Origin of the sequence: Natrinema zhouii (assembly GCF_013456555.2) — an archaeon.
Classification (GTDB): Archaea; Halobacteriota; Halobacteria; order Halobacteriales; family Natrialbaceae; genus Natrinema; species Natrinema zhouii.
The window spans coordinates 1,555,519-1,569,084 of record NZ_CP059154.1 but is presented as its reverse complement, the minus strand read 5'-3'; the positions used below and the strand labels follow the sequence as shown (position 1 = coordinate 1,569,084).

The window sequence follows — 13,566 nt, the reverse complement described above, 5'->3', positions numbered from 1 at the left end:
GCGAGCGCTCGAAGCGGTCGTATTGAACGACGCATTTTATTCATATTGCGAACAGTGTAATCGGTTGAGAAGACTACAACTGTATCCTACTGAGGTGATAATAATACCAGTAGAGAGATGAACGAAACTTGCCATGGAACACGTTCAACGACGGTCGGTACTGGCGCTCGGTGCAGCATTCGCGACTGGTGGGATTCTGGCCTCGAGTAGTTCCGGCAGCAGTGCAGACGAGACTGACTCGAGTTCGTTCACTGCTGGCCATCCTGACGGGTGGTCATCGCCTGCTGGCAATCCAGCGAACTCCAACTATCTGCCACTCGAGGGCGGGTTCCCGGAACCCGACACCATCGCCTGGCGTTACGATGAAACCGGACGCGTTGCCGTCGCTGACGGCACAGCTTACATTGTGACAAGTGAGTTTAAAGTAAGGGAACGGGATTATATGCATGGATTCGAGGAGAGGTACCTCCACGCGGTCGATACCGACACGGGTGACCGTCGATGGAAAACGGAGTTACCTATCACCCGCGTTACGGATATCATCGATGGCGGTAGGATTGCACCCTTCGGTGGCCCGACGGTGACCGACGGTGCGATTTGCGTCACCGGCGTTGACCACGTGACGGCACTCGATACCGCAGATGGCTCGATACGGTGGGAGCGCGAATTCTCAGACGACGACACCGGATACGAGATTGGTCACCAGTATCCCAGTTCACCTGTTGTTCCAACGCCGACGGTCGCGTTCGAGACCGTCTACATCGTTGCCAGCGGAACGCTCTACGCGCTTGACGCCGACAATGGATCGACGCGATGGAAACGGGAGACGGTCGAGGTACAATCGGAAGAGACTGATACCGGAGAGCCACACGCTGCTTCGTTGAAATCGGTCGCGCCAAGCGTTGCAAACGGCTCCATCTACGTTGCAATAGATGATACGAAGCGTGATTCGGACGAGTACCGTTGGGGAGTCGGTGCATTCGACGCCGAGACCGGCGAGGAACAGTGGGGCAGATACTGGGACATTTCCGAACACGGTTGGGGAGTAGGAACGGTCGTTGCCACCGGAAATGCGGTCTACGCTATCAATTACCCCAGAGAAGCGGTATTCGAGATAAGCCTCGAGAACCGATCCGTCAGCGAACTCGATCACGATATCGTGGCTGGAACGGCAGATACGAGCGTCACTGCTGATAAACCACATCGGTCTAGAACCCCGTTGGTCGCCGGCGAAACGATACTCACCACGCAGTATTCCGAGTCAGACGACCGACGATCGATCGTCGGGTTAGACCTCGAAGACGAGACGGAAGAGTGGCGTCTCGAGTCCGACGATGTCGATGGCTCGCCCGTAGCCGTCGACGGGCGGACGCTCTATCTCCGACGGGATGATCCCCGACGGGACGACGAACTCGTCGCGGTATGTTCGTCGGACGACGGGTCCGATACTGACGACGGATCGAACGGAGACGATGACACTGACGGGAGTGACGACGGCGGGAACAACGATTCCGGCGGAGATGGCGGAGACAGCGACGGCGTCGAAAATGACGAGAACGGAACGGACAGCGACAGCGGCGATGGCGACGACGGAACGGACGCCGGAGAAAACGATACTGCTACTGACGACGATGGTACTGACGCCGGAGAAAACGATACTGCTACTGACGACGATGGTACTGACGCCGGAGAAAACGATACTGCTACTGACGACGATGGTACCGACGACGGTCAACCCGGCTTCGGTCCCGTCGCGGGACTCACCGGCGGCGCACTGACACTCGAGTGGCTTCGCCGTCGGACAGCCGGTGACAACGCCGGTCGGGAGTAGTCTCGGTGTCTCCGGGCACCGATCACCGAAGAATTACGATTCGACCGACGGTTCCTACCGCGAGTCGTCAGAGTGGGCTCGCACCCACATTCGCTGATTCTCGAGAGTCGCGTCCGGTAGGACTTCCCGTGTTCCTCGCGCTCGATGTAGCCCTTGCCGCTGGGACCGAGTCGGTCGACGTTGTAGATGACCTTCGAGCGGAAGCTGTCGGTGTACTCCTCGTTCAACTCGCGGGCGCTCTCGATACCGAACGGTTCGTCACCGAACGGTCCGGCAATCGGTCACGAAACGGGAGGCGCCCGGAGCGACCAGGGAGGGAGATTGACGCCGGACGAACACGAGGTGGGGATTCGAAAGGGTGCCGATCGGATCGCCGACTGTCACGCACAGCGGGATGCGCGACAAGAGATCCGTCGAGTGCCTTCGATATCGATCTCTATCCGATTCCGAGTCTCGGAATCATCTCGATCCGTCATCACAGTCGCGCCACCGGGAGGCAAACGCTCCCTGGGAGATGCGATCGGAGCTGTGGCACGGCCTTGAGACCGGGCGATACAACGGCCGCCGGCGTCGGGCGCTCGACGAGAATCGAGCCGAAGTGAGCCCAGCGACGGCCGTCGGTGAAACGGTATCGGCGAGCGATCTCCCATATAAATGACACTCGAGCGGGACGATTCTCGTCACTATCGGTCACGACAAACGAGCCACACGCTCGTCACAGCACTCGTTCGAACGCGCTGGTTTCGATCGGCTCGCGTATTTCGCGCCCTGATTTCGTACGAACAACAGTTTATTCGAGTGACTAGTCCCGTTGCAGAAGTCGACGGCAACGGGCCAGCCGAGCGATCAGCTGTCATCTGGCCGCCATGTTTTCCATACCGTCTCCATAATAAATAGCCGAACGCGAGTAGCCGCTGCTATGGAGGAACTCCATCGACGGACGCTCCTCGGAACGGGTGCAGCGCTGGCAGCTGGGGGGATACTCACCTCAATCAGTACCGGTGAGACGGGTGACGATTGCTGTCCACAGACGATCTCAGAGCCGGAGAGGAGTTGGTCCTCGGCCGATGCCAACCCCGCGGGCGGCAGATACGTCTCGGCCGAAACCGAGATCGAGAAACCGGAGACGGTCGCCTGGGAGTACGACGGGTACGGCGGTGATCTCGCGATCGCTGACGGGACGGTGTACCTTCGGACGGAAGAAAACGAAATACACGCGCTCGACGATGCGACTGGCGAGGTCGAATGGACCGCCGACGAGATACCCGTCGAGGGATCACCAGCAGTCGCCGGCGGAACCGTATACCTCGGCGGCGGCCAGCTGACTGCACTCGACGCTTCGGATGGGACAGTGCAGTGGACGCGAGACTTCGGTTCCGGTCCGGCATCCGTCTCGAGTCCAACGGTCACGTACGGGCGGGTGTACGTCGTTGCCGACGGAACGGTCTATGCGGTCGATCCGCGGGATGGATCGACTGATTGGAAACTCGAAACCGTCGATATCGACGTTGACGTCCCCGCAGAGAACCAAGACCGTGAATTCGAAGCAGTACAGTTTAAGAGGTCGTTCGCCGTCGCGAACGAGTCGGTCTATGCACTGACCGAGAAAGCAGTGGTCCAGAAAGCAGTCGTCGCTCTCGATGCACGGACTGGCGACGTGCAGTGGAAATCAACCGACGAGGTGGTCACCCACGATGTCAACGGACCAGTCACAGCGTCTGAAACAATGGTTTATGCGCCAGGGTCTTTTCGGTTAGAGAACACTGGCTTCGACGCGGAAACAGGAGAACAGGTAGGCGGTGGTGGCGCGGTCTTCCCGACCGCGACTCGCGGCGAAATCGATATTACCGGCACTGAGAACGGAATCGGGGTCGATCGTTACGACGGTGAATCATCTGAACATTTGTGGGGCGTCGGAGCCTCGACGCCAGTGTTAGTCGCAGGGAGTTACGCGATCGTTGGAAAGACAGTTCTCATCGAAACTGCACCGACAGGTGAGAATTCTCAAGTACTGTCTCGAGTCGTGGCGTACGACCTCGAAACCGGCGATGAGAGGTGGGAAATCCTGACTGATGGTGAATTGGGTGTGTCACACATTGAGGCAGTCGGCCCCGACACGATCTACGACCGTGATTGGAAAACGCTTCGTGCCCTGCGCTCGTCCGAAGCGCAGGACGGTGATGCCGACGGAGACGGCTCCGATGGCGGTGACGACAACGACGGCGACCAAAACGACGGTGGCTCCGACGACGGCTCGAACGAAACGGACGACAGCAACGGCGACGGCGATTCGAGTGACGGTGGTGACGGATCGACGGACACGAGCAGCGGTGATAGCGACGAAGACACCGGCTCCGACGGGGGCGATAGTGCCGGTGGAGACGACGGTACAGCCGGCGGAAGTGACGATGGCAACGATACTGGCACCGCTGATCGCAGTGACGATGGTGCGGACGGTGTCGATGATGGCAGTGAGAGTGATGACGGCAACGGTTCTACCGAGGGTGGAGCCGATGCAGACGGTGACGGCAGTGGCGTAGACAGCGATACCGACGGTGCCACCGACGAGAACGGGAGCACTGCGGACGGCAACAGCAGTGGCGTAGACAACGATACCGAAGACTCGACACCCGGTTTCACTCCCATCGCGAGCCTCACCGCCGGTGCGCTGGGTCTCGAGGGGCTCCGCCGCCGAGCGCTCGCTGACGACTCCGACGGGGAGTAAACAAGCAACGGTTGCCGGTGAAACGGTTTTGACGCGCTCCTCCTCGAAAATCAGACACTTTATTGAGTCGGTTCTCGTTTCTACTGGCCATCGCAAATGAGGCCGAGGCACATCACGGCATTCGTTCGAAAGCGCTGATTCAGTTTAGTTCCAGCCGCTCATATCGCAGTTTGACAACTGTGTTTTCGAGTGAATAGTCCGAGGGACAGATCAGCGACACCGGACCAACCGATCGGCCAACTACCAACTGAAAAACATTATTCCCTTACCTACTCCATAGTAAATAGTCGAACGCGAGCAGCCGCTGCCATGGAGGAACTCCGACGACGGACGCTTCTCGGAACGGGTGCAGCGCTGGTGGCTGGTGGATCGCTCGCGTCGGCCAGGACGGGCAACGTCGGACAACAGTCGTCGATCGAAGAGCCAGAGGGATGGTCGTCGTACGATGGGAATCCGGCGAACGGCAGGTACGTTCCCGCCGAGGATGGGATCGCCAAACCCGACACCGTCGCCTGGGAGTACGAGGAAGCCGGCGACCTCGCCGTCGTCGACGGAACGGTGTACCTTCGGACGTACGGCAACGAAATTCACGCCCTCGACGCCGCAGACGGGTCAGTCGAGTGGACGAACGAAACGATTTCCGCCGAAGGGGCGCCGGCGGTGGCCAACGATACCGTCTACGTCGGTGGCGGACAGCTGACGGCACTGAACGCTGCTGACGGATCGGTCCGGTGGCAGCGAAAATTCGACTTTGAACCAGCCGAATATAAACGTCGGTGGGGGTTTCCCGTCTCGAGCCCGACGATCGTCGACGGCCGGCTGTACGTCGCCGTCGACGGGACGATTTACGCGCTCGATCCGACCGATGGATCGACCGATTGGAAGCGTGACACTGTCGATGTCGATCTCAACTCGCATCCGGAGTATAAGGAAAGTAACATCGAAACGTTTCAGTTCGAGACAGAACCGGTTTCCGTCGCGAATGGATCGGTGTATGCGGTGACCGAGGAACCGGGTGAAGCCACCGTTGCACTCGACGCGATGACCGGTGAAAACCAATGGACGTCACGGGGGGATTTGAGGGTCGAGGGACCCCTCACGGCAAGTGAAACTGCAGTCTACGGTCATGTATCTGGACAACCGGGTAGTCATCGGATTAATGCAGAAACTGGAGAGCAGTGGGTTATCGTGTATGGGATTTATGCGGATGCTACCAAGGGCGATATCAGAGCCACGTACGACGATGCGAGAGTCCGTGTCGAAACCTATTCGGACGACTCGGGCAATGAGTTGTGGACGAGCCCCGCTTTTCCGCGCAGTTCTGTGGGTGACGGCGGGAGCATCGCGATCATTGGGCAGACACTTCTGTTCACTCTTCACCCGAATTTGGAGGAGGATAAAAGCGCTATCGCATACGACCTCGCAGACGGCAGCGAGAGATGGGTGGTTTCGAACAGCGACGATATAGATATTAGCCCTATCAAGGCGGTCGACAGCGAGACGATCTACGACGATGGGAGTGACGGACTTCGTGCACTCCGATCGACCGACAATACCGAGGATAGCGGTGGCGACGAAAACAAAGGAAGCGACGACGAAAATGAGAGCGGGGGTGATGGAACTAACGGTGAGACTGGGAACAATGGAGACCGCACCGACGACCGCACAGACGATACCGATGGAGACTCGAACGGCGACGAGAACGAGAGTACCGAAGCTGGCGGTGACAACAACGAGAGCGATACCGATGGTGCCACCGACGAGAACGGGAGCACTGCGGACGGCAACGGCAGTGGCGTAGACAACGATACCGAAGACTCGACACCCGGTTTCACTCCCATCGCGAGCCTCGCCGCCGGTGCACTGGGTCTCGAGGGCCTCCGTCGCCGAGCACTCGGTGACGAGACCGACCGGGAGTAAGGATCGCTCCCGTCTCACCGTCGTCCCCTGCCTGCTCGTGCTCCGGGAACACGTGCTCGAGCGGGCGGAGTAACCGTCGTCGCCTTCGTTCACCGGTTCAGAGCAGTTCGAGCAGGGGAACGACGCCGAACCAGACGATGTACCCAAGCGACGCGGCCATTAGTCGGTCGATGCGGCCGGGCATCGCCGACGACTCGAGGCGATCGCGTACCAGCCACCCGATCACGATCGCGTGGGGAACGCTGAGGGCGACGAGGGGACCGTACGCGTGGGGAATCACCTCGGCCGCGTACAAGAGCACGCTCGTCGCGGCGGCGAGCAGCGCAGTCGCGATCGCCACCGTCGCGGCCCCGTCGACGCCGAACCGGACGGCCAGTGTCTCCTTGCCGGCGGCGCGGTCGGCCTCGTAGTCCGGCACTCCCGCGAGAATGATCGACGGCAGAATCGACAGGAAAAACGGCAATCCGAGCAGCCACGGGAGCGGATCGCGCCACGAGCCGCCGAACGCGACGAACCCCAGGAGCAGGACGCCGACGCTGTGTGTCGCGGCGACGTCGAGTTCGCCGAGCGTGCGATACGACAGCTGTAACGGCGGCATCGTGTAGCCGAGTGCCAGCACTGCCAGAACTCCCATCACGGCGGCCATCGTGAGGGGCGAGCCGACACCGAACGCGAGGGCGGCGAGTGCGGCAATCGCAGTAAGGACGATGGCGTTCCGAATCCCTGCTCGAAGCGCCGATCGGTCGAGTTCGCCGTCGACCAGGACGCGAGAGCCGCCCGTAAACGGCCCCGCGAACGTATTCCGTCGGTCCGTCTCGTAATCGAAGTACTCGTTGCTCAGCACGGTCGCCGCCTCGAGGAAGAAGAGGAAGCAAAACCCCGCCCAGTAGATCGCCGACGTGAAGATCCCGTCCGAACCGGTCGCGGCCAGCGCACCGACGGTGTAGGCGATCCACGCCATCGGGTAAAACTGGAGCCGCAACGCCTTGAGCCACGTCGTGACGCGACGTTTCGCTCGCGTCGTCGATGACTCCGGGCCGTCGGCCAACTGTCGGCCCAGCCGCGTCGCCCGCTCGAGCCACTCGTCGCGCTCCGCCGGACTCGAGTCCTCTACGGGTCCGATATTCGTGACGCGCGTGGTTCGAACGCCGGCGTATCCCAGCGTGGCGCGCTTGACGGCGTTGGTGCCCGGCTGCCGGAGGATCCAGCGGTACACCCACTTCGGCGTGTCCATCGTCACGAGCAGTTCCGCGGTCTTGTCGTTCAGCAACTTTCGGTGGCCCGCGCCCTCGCCGTCCTCGTAGTGCGAGAACGCGAAGCCCGGCGTGAAGACGCGGTCGAAAAATCCCTTCAACAGCGCCGGCATCGTCCCCCACCAGTTCGGATAGACGAACGCGAGGTGGTCCGCCCACTCGATGTGGCGCTGGGCCATCTCCAGGTCGTCCTCAAGCGGTTGCTCCTCGGGGCTCTCGGTGCGGACGTGGGGATCGAACTTGAGGCCGGCGAGATCGAGCCGACGGACGTCGACGCCGGCCTCGCGTGCGCCGTCGACGTACGAGTCGGCTAACGCGGCACAGAAGCTATCGGTCCGGGGATGGCCGAGAACGACCAGCACATTCATCGATCGCGTGTCGGTACACGGCGGCCAGTTGTAAGGTTGGTCCAGCGATGGTCCGACCGCGGTTTTTCACTCCGCCGTCGGCAGGGTGCTCACTCCTCCGTATCGTCGGAGTGGGCCCGCACCCACAACTCGCCGATCCGCGACAGCCGCGTTCGGTAGGACTTGCCGTGTTCCTCGCGCTCGATGTAGCCCTTTCCGCCGGGGCCCAGCCGATCGACGTTATAGATGACCTTCGACCGGAAGCTGTCGGTGTACTCCTCGTTCAGCTCGCGGGCCAGCGACTCCGCCAGTTCCGAAACGGAGTCGAACTCGCCGTCCTCGCCGAGTTTGTAGAGGATCAGCTCCTCGAAGGGTTTGACGTTCGAGAAGGAGGCGACCGGTAACTCGACGATGTGCTTGCCGTCGATCTCCTTCGCGCCGATGGTCGTCCCGCGCTCGTCGAACTCGGCCAACAGGTCTCGGGCGCTCTCGAGGCGGTCCCCGAGACGGCCGTCGTCGGTCCCGTCGTCTCCATCGCGGAGGTCCTCGAGCAGCGCGATCTGTTCGCGCAGTTCCTCGGCGAGTTCGGTCTCGAGGTACTTCTCGGGGGCGGTGTAGTAGGTGTGGATCCCCTCGCGGTCCTCCTGGCGTTCGACCATCAGCGAGTGGGCGGCGTTGGCGAAAGCGAAGCTCACGGTCCGGGGCATCGCAGCGACGTTGACCCAGACCTCGTTGCCCGAATCGAGCTCCGCCGTGATGAGTTCGTAGGCCTGCTCGAAGGCGTCGTCGTAGTTATAGACATCCTCGAGGACGAACCGCTCCGTCTGCGCACCCAGCAGGTTCTCGAAGTCCGTCTCGAGTTTCTTCGAGAGGTGCCGGGAGTACTCGACGTTGGCCTCGCTGCCGACGGCCCCCTCGAGGAGGATGACGCTGTCGACGTCGATCTGATCGCGAACCAGCGGCGCGATCAGCCGGTCGTAGTCGAAGCCAACCGGGACGATGTGGGTTTGCATACGCTATACTCCGTGGGGGCGTTTATTAATCCCATCAAGTAGCATACCGTTCGATTGCACATCGTCCATGTTTGTGCCTTCCCCGTCCCGAGCTTCAAAGGAATGAGATATGACTCTGTCATAATTCTATGGTAGTAGAAAAGCGTCTATGAGCCCTCTGAAGGGAAAACAGCGTGACTCAGAACTCGCACAGCGTAGAGTCGGCCCCGATGATCCGTCGATAGGTGTCGTCTCCGGTCGCGCCGACAGTCCCACAAACAGTATTGCTTTTGACAACGACCTTAGTTTTTCTTCCCTTTTATATGGACTTCGTTTCCTCTTCTACTTAGAATTTCCACTTCAAACCCCAACTCGTTTATTTTATTATTAAATGTTTCAAGATTTTCACCATAGTCACTTACGGCCTTCCGGTCTTCCTTTTTTTCTGTATGGACTTCACAGTATAACAAACGGCATTTATCAGACGAAAGAATATCTTCCATGCCATTTATCACCTCGACTTCAGCCCCTTCAACGTCAATTTTCACTACTGTAGGTAGAGATAAGTCTTCAGCAATTTTATCACCACGCTTTTTCTCAACTTCCACCGGTTCGTTTTCTGCTCTTGCGATACGTCCAGGATGAAGCGTAATAGTCTCGCGAGAATCAGACAACGCGTATTCATACACAGATGCTTCAATATCATTCCGAGATAAATTATCACGGCAATGCTCTGCCGCAATAGGGGATGGTTCAAACGCGGCTACCTTGGCTTGTTGACCAATGAAGCAGCTGTAATATCCGATATTTGCACCTATATCCCAAAACACATCGTCAATTGATATTTCTTTTAGAACATCGGATAACATCTCACGTTCTCCCTTCTCGAACACACGGAGAGAACTTGGTGCCCTTCCTGATGTTCCAAATTCTGCTTCTACCCCTTGAATCGATATTTTCGCAGATGAAGATATCCTCCATCTTTTTTCCTTGCATTCCCAGTATAAATAATCAAGAGACTCAGATAGGAAGGACATTAAGCCGTCTTCTTTGGCTACCTTGTATCCACGCTTAAAAAGACTCATAGCCAGTTACCTCTCCGCTTTATTAGTGAAAGAATCTCTTCTCGTTCAGCAGAGCGACCCGTATACTGAGACATTGTGAATACGCTATTCAAACCATCCGATATCCAATTATAAAAATCACACACTAAAGTACCTTATTGTGAATGTCTGACTCAACTGCATTGGTGGACTCACAAAACCGGACGAAGGCGCGTAAGGTATCAAGTTGTCCCCTGGAGAGACACCGGATTCAGGTCTTCTTCTCTATACTGCTTGAACTCCAAGATATCTCGCCCGGACAGGCCATTGAGATTGTCTAAGCCTTCCCCCTCACACCACTTGAGGAAGCGAGTGAGTTTGTAGCTGTAGGATTCTATCGTTTCTTCGGCTAAGTCAGTACGTCTGTCCAGGCGTTAAGTCGCGATTAGCCGGTCGTAGTCGAATCCGACCGAGACGATGTAGATCTCATGGTCGACAGTTGGACGGGGCCATTACAAAAGCACCGAGTCGTCGGCCGCGTCACTCCGTGAGCGGCATGATAATGCCGAACACGAACGGCGAAGCGAACCCGATGGCGAAGCCGATTATCGTCAGCGCGAAAAACAGCGTGTTCTCCCACTGGGGGAGGGAGCCGAACATCGCGTGCCCGATCAGTTCGCTTCCTGTCCCGACGACGAAGAGGGCGAGCCCGAGAAAGAAGCCGGTCTTCGCCAGCGCCGAGTAGTCACGACCGCTATAGTGTGCCATATCGGCGGATCGACGTTCGACCTATTACTAATTTCGATGGAGGGACGATCAGTCGTCTGCCGCGATCTCGAGCTCGAGCCCCCGAAACAGATCCACGATCGCCTCGCGGTCCCGATCCGGGTCCACGTCGAGGGCGGCTGCCAGCAGGTCAGCACCGTCGGGTGCCTCGAGCGGGAGAATCCCGCCGGCCATCACGTACGCGTCGGCGGCGGGCCAGACGGCGACGTGGGCCTCGGCGTCGATCGTCGCGGGTTCGGCGTCGGTGGCGTCACCGCCGTCCGTTCGCTCAGCGTCGTCGGCCACCGCTCCTGAGTCAGTCGGATACGCGACCTCGAGCACGGTGAGATGGCCGATGGCCCCGTCCGGCCGATCGATGTATTCGCTCGCGCGTTCCTCGCCGACGGCGATGCCGTCGTCCTCGACCGTGTCGACGAACTGCTCGCGGGCTTTCGGGGCGGCCATCTCGAGGGCGTCGGCCGAGGAGAGCCCGATAGCGGATAAGGAAGGACTGATCTGCAGATCGACGGTGAACAGCGATCGAGCCGGGATGTCGCCGCCGGAACGGAGCCGCTTGAGCGCGTCGGCGGTCGGTCGATGTTCGAAGACGGTCGTCTCGGCGGTGACCGTCGCGAGCGAGAGACTGCGTTCGTCGGTTCGGTCGCCGAGGCGACGCCAGTCGTCGGCGACGGGGGGCGGCAGGTCGATTGCCATCAGCAGCGCGTATGTGGGCTGGGCCTTTCGGCGTGACGGTTCCGCGCCCGATCAGTCCGCGCCCAACCCGTCGAAGTAGATCGCGTGCCGTTCGTCGGCCGCCGGCGACGTGAGCAGCGAGACGACGACAGTGACGATCAGCCCGAGGCCCATCCCGACGATGCCGGCCGTCCAGCCCGCGTAGGTGCCCGGGACGAACGCGAGGAAGAGACTCGAGATGTAGAAGAGCTGACTGACGCCGATGCCGGCGGTAATGCCGGCTCGCGTGACCTTCCGCCAGTAGAGCGCGAGCAGGACCGGCAGCGCGAGCTGGGCGAAGCCGCTGAAGGCCGCCTCGCCGAGTTCGAACAGCGTCGCGGGCCGCTGCAGGCTGGCGATGAAGGCCGCGGTCGCGAAGACGACGACCCCGCCGCGGGCCAACAGGTCCTCCCGGCGGTCGGAGAGCTCTTGTTCAATGAACGGTCGGTAAATGTCCCGCGTGAAGTACGACGACCCTGAAAGCAACATCGAGTCCGAAGAGGACATCATCGCGGCCATCGCGCCAGCGATGACGAGCGCGGCGAACCACGTCGGCGTGTACTCCGCGAGGACTAACGGGAGGACGTTCGCGCCCTCGGGAACCGCGACCTCGAGGCCGGCGGCCCACGCCCCGAGCATGAACGATGGGACGAAGAGGAGGACACAGAGAATCGGCCAGAGGGCAAAGGAGCGCTTGAGCACCGTTTTCGAGCCCGCGGCGAAGAAGCGCTGGTTGACCTGCGGGAACATTGCGACGCCGAAACCGATCGTGATCGCCGTCGAGAGGATCATCTGGGGCGTGTAGTAGCCGCTGCCCAGCGATAGGAACTCGCCGGTCTCCGGGTTCGACGCGAGGGCCTCGGTCGCAGCACCGGGGCCACCGACGGCCGCGAGCACCCACAGCAGGGCGATCCAGGTCGTGATCAGCATGAACGCGCCCTGTAGCGTGTCGGTCCAAGCGATCCCGCGCATTCCGGCGACGACGACGTAGAGGATCATGAACGCCGTGATCAGGCCGGCCCCCGCGGCGTAGGGGACCGCGCCCTCGGTAAGCGCCTCGAGCGCGGTGCCGGCCCCGACCTGCTGGAGCATGACGTACGGAAAGAGCCAGAGGAGGCTGACGCCGGCGACCAGACCGCGGAGCCACCGCGACCCGAAGCGATCGCCGAGCATCTCGCCGAGCGTGACGTAGCCGTAGCGCCGGCCGAGCAGCCACTGCTTGTAGCCGATCACGTACCAGAGAACGGCGAAGATGATGCCGTCCATCAGCCCCATGACCAGGATCCACTCGGGCCCCTGCGCGTAGGCGATGTTCGGCCCAGCGAAGAAAGTGAACGCGGACAGCAGCGTTGCGAACGTCGTAAAGAGCAGGACGACCGTTCCGAGCGTTCTGCTCGCGAGATAGAAGTCCTCGGCGGTGCGGTCGGTCAGCCGGTAGGCGACCAACCCGACCGCGAGCGCGATCAGGAGGTAGCCCACGATGATCGTCAGTTGGATCGTGATCGCCCTCACGGCGGATCACCGCCGGCGTTCGTTCGCCGTCCGGGATCGGCTCGTTCCGGTTGGGACTCGCCCGGGTCCCCTGCCGTTTCGATGCCGATCCCCCACGCGCGCTGGGTGAATACCCAGAAGACGACCGATGCGAGTCCCATCCAGCCGACGTGCCACCAGAGCCACACCGGCAGGCCGGCGACGACCGTCGCCGATCCCCACAGGAACCACGGCACCGCGAGTCCGGCGAGGACGACGGCGACCGCGATCCAGAGCCCCAGTTCAGTTCGGCGCATACCCGACGGTTCGTCTCGATATGGGTAGTTCTTACTGTTCGAAGTCCGGTTTCGAAGAGAATTGTTCATCAGTCCCGGACAGCGTTCGCGTCCGCCAGTTTTCGATAGGTGAAATCGGTCTTTCACCGAGGAAAAAGGGTATATGAGTTTGACAGAGAGTAGATATCGAAC

At 60.3% G+C, this 13,566-nt stretch carries 10 protein-coding genes and 1 pseudogene; 3 read left to right on the top strand and 8 right to left on the bottom strand.

All coding sequences use genetic code 11. The features are described 5' to 3' along the window. The first annotated feature begins 133 nt into the window (after positions 1-133). Positions 134-1,831: an outer membrane protein assembly factor BamB family protein gene (locus HYG81_RS26490; RefSeq protein ID WP_180842638.1), complete on the top strand. Its 1,698-nt coding sequence runs from the start codon at positions 134-136 to the stop codon at positions 1,829-1,831. Between the two features lie 54 nt (positions 1,832-1,885). Here HYG81_RS26490 and HYG81_RS26485 read toward each other — a convergent pair. After that, a pseudogene (locus HYG81_RS26485) lies at positions 1,886-2,067 on the bottom strand (DUF6293 family protein); the annotation flags it as partial. Positions 2,068-2,750: 683 nt separating this feature from the next. On the opposite strand from HYG81_RS26485, the gene HYG81_RS26480 reads away from it, so the two are divergent. Both HYG81_RS26480 and HYG81_RS26475 read left to right on the top strand, forming a co-directional pair. Further along, a complete protein-coding gene (locus tag HYG81_RS26480) occupies positions 2,751-4,556 on the top strand; it encodes a PQQ-like beta-propeller repeat protein (RefSeq protein WP_180842637.1) in 1,806 nt (601 codons plus the stop codon). A gap of 309 nt (positions 4,557-4,865) precedes the next feature. Then, positions 4,866-6,476 (top strand): PQQ-binding-like beta-propeller repeat protein, encoded by a 1,611-nt coding sequence (locus tag HYG81_RS26475; protein ID WP_180842636.1) that lies wholly within the window; start codon positions 4,866-4,868, stop codon positions 6,474-6,476. A 97-nt stretch (positions 6,477-6,573) separates the two neighbouring features. On the opposite strand, the gene HYG81_RS26470 is transcribed toward HYG81_RS26475, so the two are convergent. From HYG81_RS26470 to HYG81_RS26435, 7 genes are all read right to left on the bottom strand, one after another. Further along, a complete protein-coding gene (locus HYG81_RS26470; RefSeq protein WP_180842635.1) occupies positions 6,574-8,097 on the bottom strand; it encodes an NAD(P)H-dependent oxidoreductase in 1,524 nt (507 codons plus the stop codon). Between the two features lie 89 nt (positions 8,098-8,186). Then, positions 8,187-9,089, bottom strand: coding sequence for an HFX_2341 family transcriptional regulator (locus HYG81_RS26465; protein ID WP_180842634.1), 903 nt, complete (start codon positions 9,087-9,089; stop codon positions 8,187-8,189). 281 nt (positions 9,090-9,370) lie between these two features. Continuing rightward, positions 9,371-10,153 carry an FkbM family methyltransferase gene (locus HYG81_RS26460; protein ID WP_180842633.1) on the bottom strand — a complete coding sequence of 261 codons (783 nt, stop codon included), beginning with the start codon at positions 10,151-10,153 and terminating at the stop codon, positions 9,371-9,373. A gap of 498 nt (positions 10,154-10,651) precedes the next feature. Further along, on the bottom strand, positions 10,652-10,879 hold the full coding sequence (locus HYG81_RS26450; RefSeq protein WP_180842632.1) for a DUF7860 family protein: 228 nt from the start codon (positions 10,877-10,879) through the stop codon (positions 10,652-10,654). A gap of 48 nt (positions 10,880-10,927) precedes the next feature. Then, positions 10,928-11,590, bottom strand: coding sequence for a DUF6517 family protein (locus HYG81_RS26445; RefSeq protein WP_180842631.1), 663 nt, complete (start codon positions 11,588-11,590; stop codon positions 10,928-10,930). Positions 11,591-11,641: 51 nt separating this feature from the next. After that, entirely contained in the window at positions 11,642-13,120 is a 1,479-nt protein-coding gene (locus tag HYG81_RS26440) for a sodium:solute symporter family protein (RefSeq protein ID WP_180842630.1), read from the bottom strand. Then, positions 13,117-13,395 (bottom strand): DUF3311 domain-containing protein, encoded by a 279-nt coding sequence (locus HYG81_RS26435; RefSeq protein WP_180842629.1) that lies wholly within the window; start codon positions 13,393-13,395, stop codon positions 13,117-13,119. The genes HYG81_RS26440 and HYG81_RS26435 overlap by 4 nt, the downstream gene beginning before the upstream one ends. Positions 13,396-13,566 lie beyond the last annotated feature (171 nt).